We start from the raw sequence: 21,820 nt of genomic DNA on the forward strand, positions 1-21,820 counted from the left end.
CTTGAGTGTTCTCCGTGTGGAGAATCCGGGTGTCCCTCCCCTGGGACGCCTGTCACACCGTCAGTGCGTGCCGCAGTCGTAGGACCTCCGGGTACGGGCGCAGGTAGGTCTGCACGCGCAGCCACTCCGGTCCGTCCGCTTCCCCGTGGTGGCGCAGCAGCGCCGCCGGCGGGCTGAGCGGGGCCCGTTCCTTGCGGTGGTCCTCGATGGCCCGTCACACCGTCAGTGCGTGCCGCAGTCGTAGGTCCTCCGGGTACGGGCGCAGGTAGGTCTGCACGCGCAGCCACTCCGGTCCGTCCGCCTCCCCGTGGTGGCGCAGCAGCGCCACCGGCAGGCTGAGCGGAGCCCGTTCCTTGCGGTAGTCCTCGATCGCCGCGAGCAGGTCGTGCCTGCGTGCGTCGTCCAGGCCGTCACTGATCATCCCGAAGGCGTGCTGGAGCGCGTTGGCGTGCCTGCCCCGGCTCGTCCGCACCGCCAGCGCCCGGGTGAACGACCGTGTGTAGTCCCGCCGCGTCTCCTCCGGGTCGGTGTTCCCGGCCCCGGAAACGATCCGACCCGTCTCCCGGTACCCCTCCGGGGAGTGCGCCATCAGCTGGAGCTTGTGCCTGGTCTGGAAGGCCACCAGGTCGCGGGGCCGCCACTGCGACTCCCACAGCGAGCGCAGCCGGGCGTGCGCGAAGACCCTCTCCACGAACGCCTCGCGCAGCGCCGCGTCCGACAGCCGGCCCTGCTCCTCCACCGGCAGGTCGGGCAGCAGCTCGGTGAGCCGGGCGGCGAACGCCCCGCGCCCCTTGCCGTCCACCCGATGCCGGTCCCCGTCGAACACCGGCAGGGCCAGCAGCCCGCAGCTGGGCGACTTGTTCTTGAGCACGTACCCGTCCAGGGCGCGCAGCTCCTCCAGCCGGGCGTCGGCGATGCCCGCCAGCTCGTCGGTGCGGTCCGACCCGTCCCCGCTGGAGATCACCCGGTCCTGCCCGCCGCGGCGCTGGAGGTGCAGGGTGGGTCGCGGAGTGCCCAGGCCGATCTCGGCCTCCGGGCACACCTCGGTCCACTCCACGTACCGGTCGAGCTCGTCGGTGAGGAAGCGGTACCGGGAGTGCCCGCCGTTGTACCGGACGGGGACGCCCAGCAGACAGCTCGATGCCCCGATCCTGGGCCTGACCTCGGTTTTCTCCGCACACGGAGTGAGAGTGTCCATGTTCTTCCCCTACCCGTTCCCGCGGCCGCCCGCCGGCGGCCGAGACCATTGCTCTCACAGTGTCATTCGTTCACCGAGAGTGAGAGGATCGGGTGTCATGGAACACACCGTCGTCCTGTTCACCCAGGACCTGCGCCTGCACGACCACCCCGCCGTGTCCGCCGCGCTCCGCGACGGCGACACCGTGCTCCCGGTGTTCGTGCTGGACCCCGCCCTCCTGGCCCGCTCGGCCCGCAACCGGGTCCGCGCCCTGCCGGGAATCCTCCGCGAGCTGCGCGGGGACCTGCGCGCCCGCGGCGGCGACCTGGTCGTACGGCGCGGCGACACCGCGACCCGGGTCGCGGCCCTGGCCGCGGAGACGGGGGCCCGCACCGTCCACCTCACCGAGGGGGTCACCCGGGCCGCCGCCCGGCGGGAGGCGCGGCTGCGCGACGCCGGGCTGCGCGTGGTGTCCCACCCCGGCCTCACCGTGGTGCCGCCCGGTGACGTCACCCCGGCCGGGGGCGACCACTACAAGGTGTTCACGCCCTACCTGCGCGCCTGGGAGGCGCATCCCCGGCGGGCCGTCCTCCCGGCCCCGCAGGCCGTGCCAATCCCCGGGGGCGTGGACCCCGGGGAGATCCCCGACCACCTGGACGAGGGCCGCGGGGAGCCCGCCGATCGGCCGATCGCCCTGGGGGAGAAGGCCGCCCGCCGCCGGCTGCGCTCCTGGCTCGACGGCGGCCTGGCCCACTACGGGGACCGGCACGACGACCTGCCCGCCGGAGCGACCTCGCACCTGTCCGCCGACCTGCGCCTGGGCTGCCTCTCCCCGTTGGAGGCGGCATCGTCGGCCCGGGACGAGCCGGGCGGCGCCGCGTTCGTCCGCCAGCTCGCCTGGCGCGACTTCCACCACCAGGTCACCGCGGCCTTCCCCGACATCGCCGTACGCGACTACCGGCCCCGGGACACCCGCTGGCGCGACGACCCCGCGGCGCTGAAGGCGTGGAAGGAGGGCCGAACCGGGGTGCCCATCGTGGACGCGGGCATGCGCCAACTGCTGAGCGAAGGGTTCATGCACAACCGCACCCGCATGATCACCGCCGCGTTCCTCACCCGTACCCTCGGGATCCACTGGCGGGAGGGGGCCGAGCACTTCGCCGACCACCTGCTGGACGGGGACGTCGCGAACAACCACGGCAACTGGCAGTGGGTCGCCGGAACCGGGAACGACACCCGCCCGAACCGGTCGTTCAACCCGCTGCGCCAGGCGCGCAGGTTCGATCCCGAGGGCGTGTACGTGCGCCGGTACGTCCCCGAGCTGGCCGGCCTGCCCGGCCGCGCCGCGCACACCCCGTGGGACTCGCCGTCCGCGGACGGCGACTACCCGCCGCCCATCGCCTCCCCCGGATCCTGAGCCCGGGGCCGGGGCTCACTGGACACAGAACTCGTTGCCCTCGACGTCCAGCATCACCAGGTGGTGCGTCCCCGGTTCCCGGACCGTGCGCACCGCCGTGGCGCCCAGGCCCACCAGTCGCTCGGCCTCGGCGTCGCGCCGTTCGGGGCCCGCGTTGATGTCGACGTGCCAGCGGTTCTTGACGGTCTTGGGCTCGGGGACCTGCTGGAACAGCAGGCGGCGGCCGCTGGCCGGGTCGCGCACGGCGGCCGCGGTGATCCACGCCCGCCGACCGTTCACCAGGGTGGTGTGCTCCTCCGGTTCGATGACCCCGTCGGCGGCCAGCCGCTCGATGAGGTCCTGGTGGTCCTCCACCTCGTACCCCAGCGCCGCCGACCAGAAGGCGGCCATCCGGTGCGGCTCGGCGCAGTCCACGGTGAGCTGCCAGTCGTGTGCCATGTTCGCTTCCCTTCGGTGCGGATACCCGCACCCTTCCTACCGTTCGCCTGCGACGGTCGGGGCGGCTCCGCGCGGGACGCGCTCAGGAGGGGTCGAAGGCGGTCCGGAAGGTCGCGAACGCCGCGTCGTCGAACAGCACGACCCGGATCCGCGGCACCCGCACCGGCGCGGTGTGCAGGGCCTCGGCGGTGATCCGGGCGGCGTCCGCCATCGGCCACCGGTACACCCCGGTGGAGATCGCCGGGAAGGCCACCGACTCCGCGCCCAGTCCGGCGGCCACCCGCAGGGATTCGGTGTAGCAGGAGGCCAGCACGGCGGAGCGGTCCTCTGTGGTGCTGTACACCGGGCCGACGGTGTGGATCACCCAGCGGGCGGGCAGCAGGCCGGCGGTGGTCGCCACGGCCTGCCCGGCGGGCAGGCCGCCGCCGTACCGGGAGGCCCGCAGCGCCCGGCACTCCTCCAGGATCGCCTTGCCGCCCTTGCGGTGGACGGCCCCGTCCACCCCGCCGCCGCCCAGCAGGGAGCTGTTGGCGGCGTTGACGATCGCGTCCACCCGCTGCTCGGTGATGTCGCCCCTGACGACGGTGATCCGACTGTGCTCCTGGGTGCCCATGGTCCTCGTTCCCCCGGTTCCGGGACGGTGCGGTGCGGAAGTATCCCATCCCGCGGTGGACGCGGAGCGACACAAAGGCGAGTCACCTCACAGATTCCTCAGGTCGCATCGGCGCCACAGGGCCGGATCGGGGCGCCGCCCTTCCGGTTTCGGGGACGGAGGACCCTTGTCCTATGGGACACCACGATTTAACGTGGGGGTACGACAGGGTGTAGTACGACCACAAGTAGACTCAAGGTCATGAATCGGCTCGGCGAACTTGAACGCGCAGTGATGGATGTACTGTGGGCACGAGATGAACCAATGACGGTTCGTGAGGTCGGTCGAGAGCTCGCCGAGCGGGATCTCGCGCACACGACCGTCATGACCGTGCTCGACCGACTGGCCAAGAAGAAGGTCGTCTCCCGGGCACGCGAAGGTCGTGCGTGGCGGTACCGCCCGGCAGCCAGCCGGGAGACCTACGTGTCCGAGCTGATGTTCGACGCTCTCGGGCAGACCGGTGATCGTGACGCGGCCCTGGCCGCCTTCGTCCAGTCGATGGACGGCAAGGAGGCGGACGCGCTCCGGCGCGCACTCGCGGAAATCGATCAGCCAAGGAACTAGTCCGTATGGTCAGTGCAGCCCTCCTCTCTCTCGTCGCGGTCGGCTGCCTCGTCGCCATGGCGCTCCTGCACCGGGCGAAGTGGCCCTCGCGCGGGCCCTACACGGCCGTGATCACCTGGCAGGCACTCGGCCTCGCCTGGGGTGTGTCCACCATCGGGGCGCTCCTGGCCTTCGGACTCTCCTCGTACCGGCTCGGCGCCGCGGGCGGACTGCTCGCCCTGGCCACCGACATCGTCACCGGCCGCCTGGTCCTCGCCGAGCTCGCCCAGGGCATCCAGGGCGTGCTGCACCTACTGGCCGTCGTGCTCGCCGTCGTACTCACCCTGGTGCTCTTCTACGGCCTGGTCGCCTCCTTCGTGCAGGTGGTGCGGGTGCGCCGACGCCACCACGACCTGCTCGAACTCGTGGCCCGCGATCACCCGGACGTCCCCGGCGCACGGGTCATCGAGCACCCGGCCGCCGCCGCGTACTGTCTTCCGGGCGTGCTCCGCTCCCAGGTCGTGATCAGCGAGGGCGCCCTGGCCGTCCTCGACAACCGGGAGCTGGCGGCCGTCCTGGCTCACGAGCACGCCCACCTCCGCGAGCGCCACGACCTGGTGCTGCTGCCGTTCTCCTCCCTCAAACGCGCCTTCCCCCGGGTGCGCCTGGTGCGCACCTACTACGAGACCGTCGCGCTGCTCATCGAGATGTGCGCCGACGACCAGGCCCGCCGCACCAGCTCCTCCCGCGAGCTGGCCATGGCGCTGCTGCGGTTCGGCGCCGCCGGCCCCGCCCCGGTGCCGGCCGGGGCCATGGCGGCCGTCAAGGAGGCCGAACCCGGAGTGGTGCGCCGGGTCAACCGCCTGCTGCGGCCCGACGACGAGCTCTCCTACCACGCGGGCGCCGTCATCATGGGCGCCTCGGCCTTCCTGCTGGCCTCGGTCACCTGCCTGTGGCACATCACCATCTGAGCGGTCCCCCGGCAGTCGCCTCCCCGCCGCCGGTGTGACCTTCCCCCGAGCGGGCCGCCGCCGGGCACGATTCGCACCTCCTGGCCGTTTACCGTGGAGGACGGGCGGACCTCCCGTTCCTCACGAACGTCGTCGGGAGTGTGTTGTGGCAATGATCTGGTACGTCATCTACCTGGTCACCTTCGTGGCCAGCCTGTACGCCCTGATCGAGGCACTCCGGACGCCGGCCGCAGCATTCGAGATCATGGACAAGCAGAGCAAGAAGCTCTGGGTCACCCTCACCGGTGTCGCCACCGGCCTCTCCGCGCTCGCGGTGTTCTTCAACGTGGCCATCTTCATCCTGCTGTGCCTGGTCGCCACCCTCATCTTCCTGCTCGACGTGCGCCCCGCCGTCAAGGGCGTGGGCGGCGGCCGCAACGAGGGCCCCTACGGGCCCTGGTAGGCCTGTTCCAGCTCCGTGAGCATCCGGCGCAGCGCCTGTGCGTAGTCCGGGTCGTCCGTGTAGTACGAGTGACCCATGATCTCCGGGCGCCGCGCCTCGCCCGGCGGCGCGTCGTAGGCGCGGGGGTCGGGCAGCGGCCGCTCCGGCTCCACCACCGCGGCCCCCGTCCCCGAACCCAGCCGCACCGGCCCCGCGATGGCGTCGGTGGCCCGCCACAGGTTGCGCCACCCCGCCACCCGGCCGTTCAGGTCCGCGAACGGCTCCGGCCCGAAGAAGGCGGGGAAGTACCGCGCGTACAACCGGTCCAGCGGCGACCCGTGCGTGATCAGCGCGACCCGGCCCAGGCAGTCGTCCGGTAGCTGCCACACCGTGGCCGCCGCCAGCACCGACCCCTGCGAGTGCCCCGACAGCACCACCGCGGTGCCCTCGCGGGTCATCCGCGCCACCCGCGCCACCAGCTGCGGCACCGCCCGCTCGGCGTAGGACGGCGGGGCCAGCGGGTGCGCCACCCGTGGCCAGAACGTGCCCACGTCCCACAGGGCGCCCACCGCCTGCCGGGTCGGCCGGTCCCGGTAGGCGCTGCGGCCGATCCACACCAGGGCGACGAGCGCCGCCCCGCCCAGCAGCGACCCGGCGCCGATGAGCACCGACACCGCCCCCTGGGCGACCACCCGCACCCGCCCGGCCACCGCCGCCGCGGCGGGCTCGGGCCCGTTGGGGGTCAGGTGCCCGGACAGGATCGAGTACAGCACCAGGGCGCCCAGAGCCACAGCCGGGAGCAGCAGCGCCACCAGCACCCCGGGCACCACCTCGGTCATCCGGCCCAGGGCCCGCGCCCGGGCGATGTCCCACGTCCGCCGGTCCCGCACACTGCGCTCGTAGTCCTCGGTGACCGAGGTGAGATGCGCCCGGGTGTCCCGCCGCAGCCGCACCGCGAGCACCGCCGCCACGGCCGCCGCCAGCACCGCCTCCAGCGCGATCGCCAGCTGTAGCCAGGAGTACACGGTGGGGGTCTCCATCGGCAGGCAGTCCGCTCCGGGGGTGGACAGCGCCCGGCAGCCGCTCAGCCACTGCGCCCCCTGGTACACCACCGCGGCCGAGAACGCCCCGCCGGCCAGCGCACCCAGCGCCGCCGTGGCCGGCCCGGCCATCCCGCGCATCGCCGTCCCGCGGTGCGCCCGGGCGGAGACGTACAGCACCACCGCGGCCGCCAGGGTCAGCAGCACCAGCGCCACCTGGACGGTGAACAGGGCGTTGAGCACCGACGCGTGCCCGGGCAGCCGCCCCTGGGCGGTCCACCCCGGCCGTGGCCACAGCACGTACACCGCGGTCGCGGCGAGCAGCACCAGGGTGGTGTCGCGCAGTATCCGGCACAGGCGGTCGGCCCGCGCGTTCCACCGCGGGTCCACCCCGGGGACCAGCACGCTGGCCGCGCTCGCCAGGGCCACCGCCCCCAGCGCCCCGACCAGCGCCGCGCCCCAGGCGCGGGCCGGTCCGCCGGCCGCGTCGTACAGCAGCGCGGGCACCGCCACCAGCAGGGACAGCACCCCCAGTGACACCGCGATGTGCGCCGACCGCAGCCGCGCCATGATCTCGCTGTTGCGCCACAGGTCGGGGTGGCTCAGCGGAGCCCCGGGGCCGTACACCGGTGGCATCGGGGAGGAGACCACCTCGTAGTCGGCCGCGGTGTGCCGCGACAGCCGCCACAGCACCGCCACCACCGCCAGCGGCACCAGAGAGCCCACCACCAGGGCCGGACCGGTCGCCGACAGCACCGAGTCGGGCGACGCCCAGAAGGACAGCCACGGCCGTGCCCGCACGCACTCCTCGCCCAGTCCGGCGGCGCACTGCCACCCGAGCAGGTCCACGCCGATCCCGGCGGCCGCCACCGTGATGAGCACGGTCAGGGACAGCGCCAGCAGCCGCATCCCGGCCCCGTACACGTTGTCGGCGACCCGCGCCGCCCCGCGCAGGTCGCGGGTCGCCCGCCCCGGGCGCATCCAATACGCCACGTTGACCAGCATGAACGGCAACAGCAGCAGCCAGAAGGCGCGCGAGGAGCTGCCCGAGGTGAGGTTGCCCCAGGCGAAGATCTCCCGCCGCACCCCGGGCACGGTCTCGGTGTCCGCGCCCCGCCGCCAGCGGAAGAACCCGGCGAGCCGGTCACCGCCCACCCGCATGGCGGGCTCGACGTCCAGCAGCTCCTCGGCCTGACCGCCGCTGACCCCGTGCACGCGCAGCTCCACCCGCCCGCGCCCGGACCCCGCGGCGGTGCCGGCACCGCCGGGGTGCGCGCCGGGACCGTCCGCGGGCACCGGCGGCTCCGCGGCGGCGGGGGAGCCGGGGGTCCGGGGGTCGGCGGCGGAGAGGGGGCCGGGGGATCGGAGGGGCTTGGTTTGATCCGACATGCCAGCATCCTGCCACGCTCCGTGTCCGCGCGGCAGCGCCGATCCCCACCCTGTGGACAACCCGGGGATCCCGCCCCGCCGCCCGGAGCCGCGGCCGGCACCGCCGCCCCCGGCCGCCCCCGGAGGCGGCCGACCCGGCCCGCTCCGCCCGACCGGTCAGTCGACCAGGGAGGGGTCGTCGACGGCCCAGGTGTTGCAGGCCCCCGGGGTCTGCTCCTCCCAGCCGGCGAGCGTCCAGTGCACGCTGTTCTCCGCCGAACCGTGCGTGCGCTCGCTCTCCGGGCCGCCCTCCCGGTCGGCGGTCGCCTGCGCGTCGGCGAGCAGGGTGTCCAGGTCGTCCCCGGTCAGCGGGTAGCCCACCCGCACCGACCCCAGGAACGCCCCGGCCAGGCAGTTCGCCTGCAACTCGCTGCGCCGCGTCCAGCCGTTGCGCGCCAGGTCGCCCCGCTCCAGGCCCCGCTGTTCGTGGTAGTACTCCAGCAGCCCCGACTCGCCCTGCACGTGGTGCCCGTACTCGTGCGCCAGCAGCGAGGCGTACACGACACCGTCGCCCGCCCCGTTCCACTTGTCCACCACGTCGGCGACCCCGATGTAGATGCTCGCGCTCGCCCGGCAGTAGAAGGCCCCCGCCTGCGACGGGTAGCTCCGGCAGGGGCTCACCCCGGGCTCCTCCCAGAACACCCGGCGCGGCGGCGTGAACGGGATGCCCGCCCGGGCGAACTGGGTCTCCCAGGCGTCGTCCAGGCAGTCCGCGACGGAGTTCAGGAACGCCCCCATCGACTCCGGGTCGTCCGCCGCCAGCTCCGGCGCCGGGCACGGGCGCGGGCTCAGCCGCCCCGTGTCGTACAGCGGATTGGCCACCAGCGCCGTGTGCCCCGTGGGCCGCTCCGGCGCCTCCACGGCGCCCGGCAGCGGCCCGGAACGGTCGCCCCCGGAGGGCCCCCACCCGGCCCCGGAGTCGGAGCCGACGGCCGGGGCGCCGGACACGTCCGCCGCACCGCCGCCGGACTCCTCGACGGTCGTCCACGACAGCAGGGTGAGCGCCAGCAGGATCACCAGCAGACCGGTGACCATGGTGAAAACACGGCGGTCGGCGCGCCGCGCCCGTTCCGCCGCGGACACCTCACCCGAACCCGGCACCGCCGACCGTCCCGTTCTCACCGCGCGGCCCGGCCCGGCCCGCGCACCGCCGCCTTCACCGCACCAGCTCCTCGGGTGCCTCCCACGTGTTGCACGCACCCGGATCCACCCGGTCCATACCGTGCGCGGTCCATAGCCGCCCGTTCTCCCCGCTGCCGTGCGTGTGCCCCAGCCCCCGGTCCGAACGCCGGACGACGTCGTCGAGGATGTTCTCCCGGCCCCGCGGGCCGAACCCCAGGTGCTCCTCGGCCGAACCGAAGAACACCCCGCCCAGGCAGTTGGCCTGGAGCTCGTTGCGGCGGGTCAGCTCGTCGGCCGTGGTCTGCGGCACCCCCGCGCGGGCCGAGTGGAACTCCGCCAGGATCCGCGACTGCCCCTGCACGTGGTGCCCGTACTCGTGGCTGATGATGAACGTGTACGCCTCCGGCCGGTCACTGCCCGCCGACGCCGCCACGATGTCCTCCACCCCCAGGTAGAGGCCCTGGTTGGCCTGGCAGTAGAACGCCGCCGTGTTCCCCGTCGGGAACGCCCCGCAGGGGCTGTGCCCCTCGGTGTACCAGTACACCCGGTTGGGCGCGGTGAACTCCATCCCGGCGTCCGCGAAGTAGAAGCCCCAGGCCCGGTCCAGGCAGTCGGCGATGGCGTGCGCGAAGTCCTCCACCGACTCCGGGTCCTCCTCGTCCAGCGCGGGGGCCTCGCAGGTGACCTCGCCCAGCTCCCCGGCCAGATAGAGCGGATTGTCGGTGAGCGCCGACGCCCCCGTGGCCGGCCTCGCGTCGCCCGCGTCGGCCACCGGTCCCCCCGGGGCCACCGGGTGCGACCAGGCGGCGTCCGTGCCCGGCAGCATCGCGGAGATGGCCAGGAACCCGGTCAGGGCGACCGCCGCCAGCCCGGTGCCCAGGGTGAGCGACACACCGAGCCCCATCCGCTGGAAGAACCCGGGCCGCTCCGACCAGTCCCCGACCGGGGGTCCGCCTCTCACCGGCCGAGCCCTTCCGCGCCCCGGATCCGCCGGTGCGCGGGGTTCGTGCGCGGACCGCCCGGGTACATCGCGGGCCGGGTGGACCGGATAGGCTCTCGCATCATGTGGTGGGTCGGCTCCTGGCGCCAGGCCGTCGCGGCTGCGACGGCCCTGTTCGTGTTCTCCTCGTTGCCGGCGGCGCCCGCCGCGGGGGCGGTGGACGCGGCCCCCGCCGCGACGGTGGCGACACCGGCCACCACAGTACCGGCCGCCGGTCCGAGCGTCATCGGGCACCGGAGCGCCGACGACCCACTGATCACCAACACCGTGGAACTGGAGCTGGACGCACTGGGCGTCCTGCACGCCGAGGAGACCATCGCCTTCGAGGGCAGGGCCCCCGACGTGTTCGTGCGCGGCCTCACCGAGACGATGCTCTACGACACCGAGCACGACCGCCGGTTCGACGTCAACGGGGTGAAGGTCACCGGCCCCGACGGGCGGGCGCTCGACGCCGTCACGGAACACCGCGACGGCGCGCTCGTGGTCGAGATCCCCACCCGCGGCCTGGACGAGGTCGTCCTCACCTACCGGGTCGGTGGGACCGTCAGCGAGGTGTCCGGGGGCGTGCAGATGGAGTGGCGCGCCGTCGGCGCCTACAGCCACACCGTCGAGGCCACCGACGTCACCGTCACCGCCCCGCTGCCGCCCGAGGCGCTGTCCTGCCTGGCGGGCGAGCCGCGCAGCGCCATGTACTGCACCGCCTCCGACATGGGGCCCGAGTCCGCGCTCGCGCACTTCCTCCAGGCCGACATGGAGCCCGCCGACCGCCTGGACATCGTCGTCAACTACCCGCCCGGCACCGCCGAGGGCGAACCCATCCTCACCCGCCGCTGGTCGCTGGCCTCGGCCTTCAAGGTCACACCCGCCACCGCGAGCGTGTTCGGGGTGCTGCTGGTCGTCCTCGTCGGCGGCCTGGCCGTGCTCATCCGGGTCCGCGGCCGGGACGAGCGCGCCCTGCGCAAGGAGGCCGCGGCGGGCGACCACGCCCCCGTCACCGAGGAGCACGGCCGGGTGCGGTTCGCCCCGCCCGACGACGTCCACCCCGGCCAGATCGGCACGCTGATCGACGAGCGGGTGGACATCGCCGACCTCACCGCCACCGTTCTGGACCTGGCGGTGCGCGGCTACATCCGGTTGGAGGAGCAGCCGCACGAGCACTTCACCTCCGTGGACTGGCGGCTGGTACGCCTGGACGGCCCGCCCGGGGAGACCCTGCTGGCCTCGGAATGGCTGCTGTTGGACGCCCTGTTCGGGGACCGCCCCACGGTGAAACTGTCCGAACTCGGCTCGCCCCGGGCCTCCGCCGACTTCCCGGCGCGCATCGACCGGGTCCGCGAGGAGCTGTACCGCGACATGGTGCGGCTCAAGTGGTTCGCCCGCTCGCCCAGCCGGGTGCGCACCCTGTGGAGCACCGTCGGGATGGCGGTCACCACGGTCGGTGTGATCCTCACGGTGGTGCTGGCCGTGTTCACCACCGCGGCCTTCACCGGCCTGGCGGTGGTCATCGCCGGGGCCGCCATCACCGCCGGGGCCCAGTACATGCCGGCCAAGACCAAGCTGGGCAGTTCGGTGTACGCCCACACCATGGGCTTCCGGCGCTACCTGCTCAGCCCGCGCGCGCAGACGGCCCCGCCCGGCCAGCGCGTCGAGCTCTACTCGCGCTACCTGCCCTACGCCGTCATCTTCGACGACGTCGACCGCTGGTCGGACATCCTGGCCGAGGCCGCCCTGAGCGACCTCACCCCGGAGGAGCTGACCGGTGACGGCCTGGCCTGGTACACCGGTCCGCGCGAGTGGCGGATCGGGGACTTCTCGGACTCCATCAGCGCGTTCGTGGTGTCCCTGACCGGCATCATCACCAACACCCGCAGGCTGCGGGTGCTCAACCAGCTCCAGCGTTCCGAACGCCGGTAGGGACTCCACAGTCGGGAAAGCAAAGGGGGAGCGGCCCATGCGCTCGGTCGTGCAGCGGGTTTCGCACGCGTCGGTGACGGTGGACGGCGAGGTGGTCGGGGAGATCACCGAACCCGGCCTGATGGCCCTGGTGGGGGTGACCCACACCGACACGGAGGCCGACGCCGCCAGGCTCGCCCGCAAACTGTGGACGCTGCGCATCCTGGAGGACGAGCGGTCGTGCTCCGACGTCGACGCGCCGCTGCTGGTCGTCAGCCAGTTCACGCTCTACGGCGACGCCCGCAAGGGCCGCCGTCCCACCTGGCAGGCGGCCGCGCCCGGCCCGGTCGCCGAACCCCTGGTGGACGCCGTGGTCGAGGAGCTGCGCGGACTGGGCGCCACGGTCGCCACCGGGGTTTTCGGCGCCCGCATGTCGGTGGGCCTGACCAACGAGGGCCCCTTCACCGTCCTCCTGGAGGTCTGACCCGCCGCCGAGAACGGCCGCCCGTTCCGCACCGGTGGACGGCCTGCCTCACCGGCCTCATCGCGGACACGAACACCCCGGACGCCGCGCCGCGGATCGCCGACGCGGACGTGCGCCCGTGCGGCCTGCGCGAGGAGCGGACGTCCGGACGACCGCGGTGGCCTGCCGGGCCCAGGGGGCCGGAAACGGCACGTCCCGGCCACCGGGCTGGAAGGCCCGGAACCGGGACGTGAGGGGGCGGTGGTCCGTTCGGGGAGAGGGACGGGGATCAGACGTCGGCGGTGACCGGCTCGAACTTGTAGCCCAGCCCGCGCACCGTGACGATGTACTTGGGGCTGCCGGGGTCGTCCTCGATCTTGGCGCGCAGCCGCTTGACGTGCACGTCGAGGGTCTTGGTGTCGCCGACGTAGTCGGCACCCCACACGCGGTCGATGAGCTGCATCCGGGTCAGCACCCGACCGGCGTTGCGCAGCAGCACCTCCAGGAGCTCGAACTCCTTGAGGGGAAGCTGCACGTTGTCGCCGCGCACGGTCACCACGTGGCGGTCCACGTCCATCCGGACCGGACCCGCCTCCAGTGCCGTGGGCAGCCCGGGCTCGTCGATGACCTCCCCGCCCCGGCGACGCAGCACCGCGCGGATGCGGGCCACCAGCTCCCGGGAGGAGAAGGGCTTGGTCACGTAGTCGTCGGCGCCCAGCTCCAGACCGACGACCTTGTCGATCTCGGAGTCCTTGGCGGTCAGCATGATCACCGGAACGCTGGACTTCTGCCGCAGGCTCCGGCACACCTCGGTGCCCGACAGTCCCGGCAGCATCAGGTCCAGCAGGACCAGGTCGGCGCCGGTGCGGTCGAAGGTCTCCAGGGCCACGGTCCCGGTGGGGGCCACGGCGACCTCGAAGCCCTCCTTGCGCAGCATGTAGGACAGGGCGTCGCTGTAGGACTCCTCGTCCTCGACCACGAGTACACGAGTCACTGTGCCGCCTCCTGACGGTCGGTGTTCCGGGTGGCGTCCAGCCCCCGGTCGTCGGGTCTGGGCAGACGCAGAGTGAACGTCGACCCCGACCCCTCCTTGCTCCACACGGTCACTTCTCCACGATGGTGGGTCATGATGTGCTTGACGATCGCCAGGCCCAGTCCGGTACCTCCGGTGGCCCGGCTCCGAGCGGCGTCCACACGATAGAACCGCTCGAAGATCCTTTCCAGGTCCTGCTGGGGGATGCCGATCCCCTGGTCGGCGACGCTGATGTCCACGGTGGAACGCGTCAGCGCGACCGACACGGCGACCCGGGTGTTCTTGGGGCTGTACGAGACGGCGTTCGTGATCAGGTTGCGCAGCGCCGTGCCCAGCAGCCCCTCGTCGCCCAGGACGGTGATGCCCTCGGCTCCGCTGCCCACCAGTTCGATGCCCTTGGCGTCGGCGGGCATGCGCACCGCGTCCAGGGCCTCCTCCACCACGCCGCCCAGGTCCACCCGGGTGGGCTCGGCCATCGGCTCCGCGCCCTGGATGCGCGAGAGCGTGATGAGGTCCTGGATGAGCGCGGTCAGCCGCGACGCCTCCGTCTGCATGCGGTCGGTGAACCTGCGCACGGCCTCGGGGTCGTCACTGGCGTCCTGTACGGTTTCGGCCAAGAGTGACAACGCACCGACCGGCGTTTTCAGTTCGTGGGAGATGTTCGCCACGAAATCCCGGCGCACCGCCTCCACCCTCCGGTGCTCGGTCTGGTCCTCGGCCAGCACCAGCACCAGCCCGGTGCCGCCCAACGGCGCCACCCGCACGGCGAAGGACGTCGCGTCGGGGCCGAACTTGCGCACGGCCACCTCGATCTCGGTCTCCCGGATGACGCCGTCGCGCCGCACGCGGCGGGCGAGGGAGAGCAGCTCGTCGATGACCAGCTCCTCACCTCGGACGATACCGAAGGCCCGAGCGGCCGAGGAGGCGCGCAGCACCCGGTCGGCGGAGTCCAGGACCACGGCGGAGGAAGGGAGCGCGGAGAGGACCTCGGCGATGCCCGGCGGCAGCGTGGTGCCGTCGTTGCGCGGCGGAGCGGGCAGCGGTCGCTCGGTGGCGCCGGCGCGAAAGAACGAGCCCGCGAGGACGCCCACGACGACGCCCGCGACGAGTCCGATGATGCCGGTCAGAGCGGCGAGAAGTTCCCCTTGCACGTTTCGATCGTAAACGTGCGGACTGGACCTTTACCCGGTCAGGGCCTGTGTCATGGTCTAGGTTCTTCCAGCGTTCACCGACTCTTGTCCGACTCTTCAGGAAACCACTGGGAGCATTGACACCATGCGCGATACGTACCACGAGGACCTCGACAGCCTGAGCGAGCGCCTCATCGAGATGACCCGCCTGGCCAGACACGCCATCGCCAGGGCCACCACGGCCCTGCTGGACAGTGACCTGGACGCGGCCCAAGAGGTCATCTCCGGTGACGAGAAGATCAACCGACTCGACCAGGAGGTCGAGGAGACCGCGTTCAGTCTGATGGCCCGGCAGCAGCCGGTCGCCTCCGACCTGAGGACGATCATCACCTCGCTGTACATGCGCGGAGACCTGGAGCGGATGGGCGACCACGCCGTCCACCTGGCCAAGATCGCCCGCCGCCGCCACCCCGACTCGGCGATCCCCGAGCCGGTCCGCTCCATCGTCCTGGAGATGGGCCACCAGGCGGAGATGCTGGTGACCAAGGCCGGGGAGGTCATCCGGCACCGCGACCCCGACACCGCGCTGGAGCTGGACGAGGACGACGACCGGATGGACCGGCTGCGCCGCAAGCTCCTCCAGCGCATCCTCACCCCCGGCTGGGAGTACGGGGTGGAGGCCACCATGGACGTCACCCTGGTGGGGCGGTTCTACGAGCGTTTCGGTGACCACGCGGTGCACGTCGCGGACAACCTCGTCTACATGGTGACGGGGGAGCGACGCGAGGACTACGAGCCGGAGAGCTGAGCCGGGGTGTGCGCCGCCCGCGGGACCCGGGTCCGGGGGGAGCCGGTCTCGGGGGCGCGTGCGGCCCCGGCATGGTGATACGAATCTCTTCCCGGCTGCTCCGGCGGTGCGCGGAGCCGGCTTCGCGCACCCCCGCGCGAGGGTCGTCGAACCCTTCCGGTAAAGGGCCGTCGGGCCTCCCGGACCTGCACGGATCGGACTCTCTTGACCGGTCGGGTAGACTTTGTCAAGCCCTAAAAAGTGGGGCTTGACCTGCGTGTTCGCAAACCTAATAGGTACGTTAAGTCACAGATTCATGGTATCCTTGTGGTAGCGGAAGGGGTACCTGTCACATGGCTTTCAAGGTCGGCGACACTGTTGTCTACCCCCATCATGGGGCTGCTCGTATTGAAGCGATCGAGACTCGCACCATTAAGGGCGAGGACAGAACCTACCTCGTTCTGAGGGTCGACAAGGGCGATCTGACGGTGCGCGTGCCGGCCGCGAACGCCGAGGATGTCGGCGTTCGTGACGTGGTGGGGCAGGAGGGCCTGGACAAGGTCTTCGAGGTGCTGCGTGCACCGCACACCGAAGAGCCCACCAACTGGTCGAGGCGCTACAAGGCCAACCTGGAGAAGCTCGCCTCCGGCGATGTCAACAAGGTCGCCGAGGTCGTGCGCGACCTGTGGCGCCGGGACAAGGAGCGCGGTCTCTCCGCCGGTGAGAAGCGGATGCTCGCCAAGGCGCGCCAGATTCTCGTCAGCGAGCTCGCCCTCGCGGAAAAGACCAACGAGGACAAGGCCGAAGCCCTCCTCGACGAGGTTCTCACGAACTGAAGCACGGTCGCGGAATCACATAATTCATGACGAAAATTCCTCGGGTGGGCGTCGGCACCGACGTCCATCCGTTTTCTCCTGGACGCACCCTTTTTCTCGCCGGTTTGGAATGGCCGGGAGAGGAAGGCGTCAGTGGTCATTCCGATGGTGATGTCGCCGCGCACGCCGCATGTGATGCATTGTTCTCCGCGTGCGGCCTGGGCGACCTGGGGTCCAACTTCGGCACCTCGGAACCCCGGTGGAAGGGCGCCTCGGGCGCCGTGCTGCTCGCCGAGACGGTCGCCCGCGTGCGCGCGGCCGGTTTCGAGGTCGGCAACATCGCGGTGCAGATCGTCAGCAACCGGCCCAAGTTCGCGCCCCGGCGCGCGGAGGCCGAGAAAACGCTGACGGAGATCGTCGGGGCGCCGGTGACGGTGTCGGCCACCACCACCGACGGACTGGGCCTCACCGGGCGCGGCGAGGGCATCGCGGCCATCGCCACCGCCCTGTGCGTTCCCGTGGACTGACCTCCCGAACAGCCCGTCAACGCCCCGCGGCCCCCGGCCGCGGGGCGTTCTTCTTCACACCGCCGCAACATCCCTGCCGCTACCCTCCTGAGCCGGACATGTGTTGTCCAAGTGTCATAAAAGGTTCAAGGGGGAACATGACGGACGTCAACGAGGTCGTTCCGGCCGTCCGGCCCGAGGCACCGGAGCCCGGGCGGCGTGCGACGCCGCCCGACCGGTGGGCGCCCTGGCGGCGCGGAGCGGTCGTCGCGGTGCTCACGGCGCTGGTCGCCCTCGCGGTCGCCGTTCCCGCACTGGTCCCCGACACCCCGGCGCACCTGGGCGGACTCTGGGAGACCGTGCTGCCCTGGAGCGTGCTGCTGGTCCCCGTCGCCGCGGCCGCGGCGCTCGTACGGCGCTCGATCCCCGCCGGTCCGGCGGCCCTGCTCCTGCTCGCCGTTTGGCTGTCGGGACCCGGGAAGCCGTTGATCACCCCCGACCCCGGGGTCGAACCCAACCTGACGGTGGTCACCCACAACGTGAACGCCGCCACCACCGACACCGGGTCCGTGAGCGGGGTGCTGCTGTCCGCCGCCCCCGACCTGGTGGCTCTGGAAGAGGTCACCTGGGAGCAGTGGGAGGACTACGACGCGGAACTCACCGGGTCTCTGCCGTACTCCGTGCGCGAGGGCACCGTCGGCCTGTGGAGCCGCCACCCCATCGTCGGCGCCGAGCCGGTGGACACCGGGATGGGGTGGGCCCGGGCGCTGCGCGCGGAGGTGGACGGGCCGGGGGGCGTGTTCGCGGTGTACGTGGTGCACCTGGCGTCGGTGCGGATGGGCTCCTCCGGCTTCGACGTGGAGCGCCGCAACGCCGGTGTGAGCGCGCTGGGGGAGGCGGTCTCCCGGGAGCCCCTGGAGCGGGTGGTGCTCATGGGCGACCTGAACGCGAGCACGGACGACCGGGGGCTGGAACCGCTCACGTCGCGGATGGACTCGGCGCACGAGGCGGGGGAGGGGCTCGGCTTCAGCTGGCCCGCCGACTTCCCGATGGTGCGGATCGACCACATCCTCACGCGCGGGACGACCGCCGCGCAGGCGTGGTCGCTGCCGCGGACGGGCAGCGACCACGTACCGGTCGCCGCCCGGCTCCGGCTCTGAGGCCGGTCACTCGTCGGGGCGCAGGGGTTCGCTGCGCACCCGCCGGGAGGGCGGGCCGGAGGCGAAGTCGGGCATCGGCGGCCGCGGGGGCTTGAGGACCATGGGCCGCTTCTCCAGCTCGGGTCGGCGGCGCAGGGGTTCGGTGGTGCGCTCGGCGTCGTCGTCGGTGTCGTCCTCCCGCGGACGGGCCGCGCCGGGCGGTACGGCGGGTGCGCCGGGCCCGGACTGCCGGGTCCGGCCGGAGCCGGACTCGGGCGCGGGGGCCGCCGGGGAGGTCGCGGGCACCCGGTCGTCGGGGTCCTCGGGCGTGTGCGGGTCCTCGGCCGCCGGAGCATCGGACGCGCTCCGCGCACCGGCCCGGGCGGTACGGGAGGGCGCGGGCCACAGGGGTTCGTCCTCGCCCGCGGGGGTGGCTTCGGCCGTGTCCACGGGTTCGGCGGTCGGGGGGTGCGGGTCGTCGTCCCCGGCCTGCTCGGCGGTCGTCGGCCCCGTCGCCGAGACGCGGATCCGAGGCGTGACGGGCCACAGGTCGTCGTCGGCGGCGGACGGTGCGGTGGCGGCCGGGACACCGTGGCCGGTGTCCGCCGGGCGCGGGTCGGCGGCAGGCGGGGACCAGACCGGGCGGTCGTCGGAGAGGTCGTCCGACAGCACGGAGCGGGAATCGGCCATCGGGTCGTCCGGAATGCGGAAGGCCGCGCGGACGGCGGGACCGGTGTCGTGGTCCAGCGCGGGTGCGGGCACCTCCTCCGGCTCCTCCGGGGCGTCCTCCTCCGGGGGCGTCCAGACCGGCGGAACGTATTCGGCGCGGGTCCAGGTGTCCTCGTCGTCCTCCGGCGGCTCCCAGCTGACGCCGAAGGCGGGCGTGTCCGCGGGCTCCTCCTCCGGGGTCTCCTCCCGGGGTTCCTCCTCCGGGGCCTCCTCCTCCACGGCCTCCGGGACGCCGTCCTGCGCGGGCGCCCCGGCGACGGCGGGCTCCGGGACCGGTGCGGTCCCGGGCGCCTCCGCCTCGTCGGTGACCGGGTCACCGGGCAGCGGGTCGTGCTCGAAGCCCTCGTCCGCGGGGCCCGTCGACACGGGCGCCCGCACCGGTGCGGGCTCGGGCTCCGACTCGGGTTCGGGCTCGGAGGCGATCGGGACCAGCGGCGGGTTCTCGGCGGCCTCCTTGATGGGGTTGCCCCCACCGCTACCGCGGCGCGGCAGCGGCAGGGTCGGCACCGAGACCTCCGGTTCCGGGTCCTCAGGCTCGGGGGCCGCCTCCTCGCTCCGCGCGGCGGCGGGCTCCGGGGCGGCGACGGGCTCGGGCCCGTCCGCGTCGGGGCGACCGGCCTCCTCCGGCTCCGCGGGAGGGGTCGCCGAGGGGCCCAGCCCCAGGCCCATCAGGCGCTCCTCCAGCGAGCGTCCGTCGTCCTCGGCGGTCGGCGGCTCCTCGTCGTACACCACCGCGCGGGCGGGCAGCACCGTCGTGCGGTCGTCCGACGGTTCGGGCAGGGGGCCGCCGGTGCGGCGTTTGCGCCGCAGGTGGGCGCGGGCCGCCATCCACAGCAGCAGGGCGACCAGCAGCGCCACCAGCGGGGCCACCGCCACGATGACGTTGGCGACCCGCTGCGGGATCGACTCGATCAGCCCCAGGTTGTTGAGCACCATGACCGCCCCGGCGAACAGCACCAGCAGCGGGATCAGCACCAGGTCCACCCAGGCGCGGCGGCGCGGCGGCGCGTCACGCAGCAGGTAGCTGGTCCAGCACGCCATGAGCAGCAGCAGCGTGTACGTCACCGGGAACACGTGGACGAGCAGGCCGCCGCGCGGGTGACCGTATTCGGCGAGCCGGAAGACACCGTTATAGGAGATCAGGAGGGCGCACAGGCCGATCAGCCCGACGAACAGGGCGCCGCCGGCGAGAGCGCCGGCTCCCGCGCCGCGACCCGTGGGGCTGCCGTTGCGTGTTCCTGCGCCGGGGGAATCGTTGTAAGGGGCCATCGCCTTCGCAGCGTAGTCGAGGAGATGCCGTTAACACGAGATTCCGTCCGATTCCGGTGGCTTCGCGACCGCGGGCACCAGCGGCGTTCCGTGGTGTTATGTCGGAATATGCAGCATCTCGTGACCTGCCGTTCCGTGATCACGACGCATTGTTCCGGGCTATCTCACACATCAGGTGACCGAATACGGTTCTCCATATTTGGGTGCTTCGGGACGTCCGATGAGGAAATCCCGGGTACCGGGACCCACTCGCCGCCCCGTGTCACCTCCATGGGGGGTCCCGGTTTGTGACGCCGGTGCGAAGGGAAAGACGATACGCTTGACAACGTGAGTCTGCGCTTCTATGACACCAGTGCCCGACAGGTCCGCGACTTCGTCCCCCTGCGCGAGGGACACGCCTCCCTGTACCTGTGTGGTGCCACGGTGCAGGCGCCGCCCCACATCGGTCACATCCGGTCCGGGTTGAACTTCGACATCCTGCGCCGCTGGCTGACCCACAAGGGCTACGAGGTCACCTTCTGCCGCAACGTCACCGACATCGACGACAAGATCATCAGGGTCGCCGCCGACGAGGGCGTGCCCTGGTGGCAGGTCGCCGAGCGCAACCAGCGCGCCTTCGCCCACGCCTACGACGTGCTGGGCTGCCTGCCGCCCACCGTCGAGCCGCGCGCCACCGGCCACGTGCCCGAGATGGTCGAGCTCATGGAGCGGCTCATCGACGCCGGACACGCCTACGTCGCCGACGACGGCTCCGGGGACGTCTACTTCGACGTGCGCTCCTTCCCGCCCTACGGGGACCTGTCCAACCAGCGGCTGGAGCAGGTGCAGCCCGCCGCCGACTCCGACCCCGACCGGGACAAGCGCGACCCCCGCGACTTCGCCCTGTGGAAGGGCGCCAAGCCGGGCGAGCCCACCTGGCCCACCCCGTGGGGGCGCGGCCGCCCGGGCTGGCACCTGGAGTGCTCGGCGATGGCCACCAAGTACCTCGGCCCCGCCTTCGACATCCACGGCGGCGGCCTGGACCTGGTCTTCCCGCACCACGAGAACGAGATGGCCCAGTCCCGCGCCGCCGGTGACGCCTTCGCGCAGTACTGGCTGCACAACGGGCTGCTCAAGATCGGCGGCGAGAAGATGTCCAAGTCGCTGGGCAACTCGATGCGCATCCCGCAGATGCTGGAGAAGGTGCGCGCCGTCGAACTGCGCTACTACCTCGGCCAGGCGCACTACCGCTCCACCATCGACTACTCCGACGAGGCGCTCCAGGAGGCCGCGGTCGCCTACCAGCGCATCGAGGGCTTCCTCACCCGCGCCGTCGAGGTGCTGGGCGAGGTCGTCCGGGCCGAGCGGGTGCCCGCCGAGTTCGCCGCCGCGCTCGACGACGACCTGGGCGTCTCCCAGGGGCTCGCCGTCGTGCACGGGCACGTCCGCGAGGGCAACACCGCCCTGGCCCAGGGCGCCAAGGAGAAGGCCGCCGAACTCGCCGGGGAACTGCGCGCCATGCTCGACGTGCTGGGCCTGGACCCGCTGAGCGGGCAGTGGTCCTCCGGCGACCAGGGGCTGCGCGAGGTCGTCGACGCGCTCGTGGCCGTCGCCCTCGAACAGCGCCAGGCCGCCCGCGGCCGCAAGGACTACGCGGCCGCCGACGCCATCCGCGACGGGCTCTCCGCCGCGGGTGTGGTGGTGGAGGACACCCCGCAGGGTCCGCGCTGGGACCTGCGGCGGGGCTGAGGGCAGCGCACACGGACAGGGGCGGGGCGGCCCCCCGATCTCCACGGTAGGCCGCCCCGCCGTCTGCCGCCACGGGTGTGCGGGGGCTGTGGACAACACGTGCGGTACCGCCTCGGCGG

The 21,820-nt window shown here is 72.8% G+C and carries 21 protein-coding genes; 11 read left to right on the forward strand and 10 right to left on the reverse strand.

Translation table 11 applies throughout. The features are described from left to right. Nucleotides 1-52 precede the first annotated feature (52 nt). Together QJS33_RS00175 and QJS33_RS00180 are read right to left on the reverse strand one after the other, a co-directional pair. Nucleotides 53-208, reverse strand: a complete 156-nt coding sequence (locus tag QJS33_RS00175; RefSeq protein WP_306365895.1) for a DUF1722 domain-containing protein — start codon at nt 206-208, stop codon at nt 53-55. Nucleotides 209-214: 6 nt separating this feature from the next. Beyond that, a complete protein-coding gene (locus QJS33_RS00180) occupies nt 215-1,198 on the reverse strand; it encodes a DUF523 and DUF1722 domain-containing protein (RefSeq protein ID WP_306365740.1) in 984 nt (327 codons plus the stop codon). 97 nt (nt 1,199-1,295) lie between these two features. Between QJS33_RS00180 and QJS33_RS00185 the strand changes: the two genes are divergently transcribed. Then, nucleotides 1,296-2,594, forward strand: a complete 1,299-nt coding sequence (locus QJS33_RS00185; RefSeq protein WP_306365741.1) for a deoxyribodipyrimidine photo-lyase — start codon at nt 1,296-1,298, stop codon at nt 2,592-2,594. A gap of 15 nt (nt 2,595-2,609) precedes the next feature. Here QJS33_RS00185 and QJS33_RS00190 read toward each other — a convergent pair whose 3' ends face one another. Together QJS33_RS00190 and QJS33_RS00195 are read right to left on the reverse strand one after the other, a co-directional pair. Beyond that, nucleotides 2,610-3,032: a VOC family protein gene (locus QJS33_RS00190; protein ID WP_306365742.1), complete on the reverse strand. Its 423-nt coding sequence runs from the start codon at nt 3,030-3,032 to the stop codon at nt 2,610-2,612. 82 nt (nt 3,033-3,114) lie between these two features. Beyond that, on the reverse strand, nt 3,115-3,645 hold the full coding sequence (locus QJS33_RS00195; protein WP_306365743.1) for an O-acetyl-ADP-ribose deacetylase: 531 nt from the start codon (nt 3,643-3,645) through the stop codon (nt 3,115-3,117). Between the two features lie 240 nt (nt 3,646-3,885). Between QJS33_RS00195 and QJS33_RS00200 the strand changes: the two genes are divergently transcribed. From QJS33_RS00200 to QJS33_RS00210, 3 genes are all read left to right on the forward strand, one after another. Beyond that, nucleotides 3,886-4,248, forward strand: coding sequence for a BlaI/MecI/CopY family transcriptional regulator (locus tag QJS33_RS00200; protein WP_306365744.1), 363 nt, complete (start codon nt 3,886-3,888; stop codon nt 4,246-4,248). Between the two features lie 5 nt (nt 4,249-4,253). Next, nucleotides 4,254-5,198, forward strand: a complete 945-nt coding sequence (locus tag QJS33_RS00205; protein ID WP_306365745.1) for a M56 family metallopeptidase — start codon at nt 4,254-4,256, stop codon at nt 5,196-5,198. A 151-nt stretch (nt 5,199-5,349) separates the two neighbouring features. Then, complete coding sequence (locus QJS33_RS00210; protein ID WP_306365896.1) at nt 5,350-5,640, forward strand: DUF2516 family protein; 291 nt, start codon at nt 5,350-5,352, stop codon at nt 5,638-5,640. Here the strand turns inward: QJS33_RS00210 and QJS33_RS00215 are convergent. From QJS33_RS00215 to QJS33_RS00225, 3 genes are all read right to left on the reverse strand, one after another. Then, the gene (locus QJS33_RS00215) at nt 5,625-8,048 is read right to left on the reverse strand and encodes a hypothetical protein (protein WP_306365746.1); all 2,424 of its coding nucleotides are present in this window, start codon (nt 8,046-8,048) and stop codon (nt 5,625-5,627) included. The genes QJS33_RS00210 and QJS33_RS00215 overlap by 16 nt on opposite strands. Before the next feature lie 156 nt (nt 8,049-8,204). After that, nucleotides 8,205-9,122, reverse strand: coding sequence for a neutral zinc metallopeptidase (locus tag QJS33_RS00220; protein ID WP_306365897.1), 918 nt, complete (start codon nt 9,120-9,122; stop codon nt 8,205-8,207). A gap of 121 nt (nt 9,123-9,243) precedes the next feature. Further along, nucleotides 9,244-10,113: a neutral zinc metallopeptidase gene (locus QJS33_RS00225; RefSeq protein WP_306365898.1), complete on the reverse strand. Its 870-nt coding sequence runs from the start codon at nt 10,111-10,113 to the stop codon at nt 9,244-9,246. Nucleotides 10,114-10,272: 159 nt separating this feature from the next. On the opposite strand from QJS33_RS00225, the gene QJS33_RS00230 reads away from it, so the two are divergent. Further along, on the forward strand, nt 10,273-12,123 hold the full coding sequence (locus QJS33_RS00230) for a DUF2207 domain-containing protein (protein ID WP_306365747.1): 1,851 nt from the start codon (nt 10,273-10,275) through the stop codon (nt 12,121-12,123). Between the two features lie 37 nt (nt 12,124-12,160). After that, on the forward strand, nt 12,161-12,586 hold the full coding sequence (gene dtd / locus QJS33_RS00235) for a D-aminoacyl-tRNA deacylase (protein ID WP_306365748.1): 426 nt from the start codon (nt 12,161-12,163) through the stop codon (nt 12,584-12,586). A 268-nt stretch (nt 12,587-12,854) separates the two neighbouring features. Here the strand turns inward: dtd and QJS33_RS00240 are convergent, their stop codons facing one another. Next, entirely contained in the window at nt 12,855-13,559 is a 705-nt protein-coding gene (locus QJS33_RS00240; protein ID WP_220564603.1) for a response regulator transcription factor, read from the reverse strand. Further along, on the reverse strand, nt 13,556-14,749 hold the full coding sequence (locus QJS33_RS00245; protein WP_372339552.1) for a sensor histidine kinase: 1,194 nt from the start codon (nt 14,747-14,749) through the stop codon (nt 13,556-13,558). The genes QJS33_RS00240 and QJS33_RS00245 overlap by 4 nt, the downstream gene beginning before the upstream one ends. 124 nt (nt 14,750-14,873) lie before the next feature. On the opposite strand from QJS33_RS00245, the gene phoU reads away from it, so the two are divergent. The 4 genes from phoU (at nt 14,874) to QJS33_RS00265 (ending at nt 17,996) form a co-directional block, all read left to right on the forward strand. Next, entirely contained in the window at nt 14,874-15,536 is a 663-nt protein-coding gene (gene phoU / locus QJS33_RS00250) for a phosphate signaling complex protein PhoU (protein WP_306365749.1), read from the forward strand. 332 nt (nt 15,537-15,868) lie between these two features. Next, nucleotides 15,869-16,351: a CarD family transcriptional regulator gene (locus QJS33_RS00255; protein WP_026129182.1), complete on the forward strand. Its 483-nt coding sequence runs from the start codon at nt 15,869-15,871 to the stop codon at nt 16,349-16,351. Nucleotides 16,352-16,377: 26 nt separating this feature from the next. Then, nucleotides 16,378-16,857 carry a 2-C-methyl-D-erythritol 2,4-cyclodiphosphate synthase gene (gene ispF / locus QJS33_RS00260; protein WP_306365750.1) on the forward strand — a complete coding sequence of 160 codons (480 nt, stop codon included), beginning with the start codon at nt 16,378-16,380 and terminating at the stop codon, nt 16,855-16,857. Between the two features lie 137 nt (nt 16,858-16,994). Beyond that, nucleotides 16,995-17,996 carry an endonuclease/exonuclease/phosphatase family protein gene (locus QJS33_RS00265; protein ID WP_306365751.1) on the forward strand — a complete coding sequence of 334 codons (1,002 nt, stop codon included), beginning with the start codon at nt 16,995-16,997 and terminating at the stop codon, nt 17,994-17,996. Between the two features lie 6 nt (nt 17,997-18,002). Here QJS33_RS00265 and QJS33_RS00270 read toward each other — a convergent pair whose 3' ends face one another. Beyond that, on the reverse strand, nt 18,003-19,973 hold the full coding sequence (locus QJS33_RS00270) for a DUF2637 domain-containing protein (RefSeq protein WP_306365752.1): 1,971 nt from the start codon (nt 19,971-19,973) through the stop codon (nt 18,003-18,005). A gap of 327 nt (nt 19,974-20,300) precedes the next feature. Between QJS33_RS00270 and cysS the strand changes: the two genes are divergently transcribed. Next, nucleotides 20,301-21,701, forward strand: a complete 1,401-nt coding sequence (cysS, locus tag QJS33_RS00275) for a cysteine--tRNA ligase (protein WP_306365753.1) — start codon at nt 20,301-20,303, stop codon at nt 21,699-21,701. Nucleotides 21,702-21,820 lie beyond the last annotated feature (119 nt).

It is taken from the genome of Nocardiopsis sp. CC223A (genome assembly GCF_030766825.1).
GTDB lineage: Bacteria > Actinomycetota > Actinomycetes > Streptosporangiales > Streptosporangiaceae > Nocardiopsis.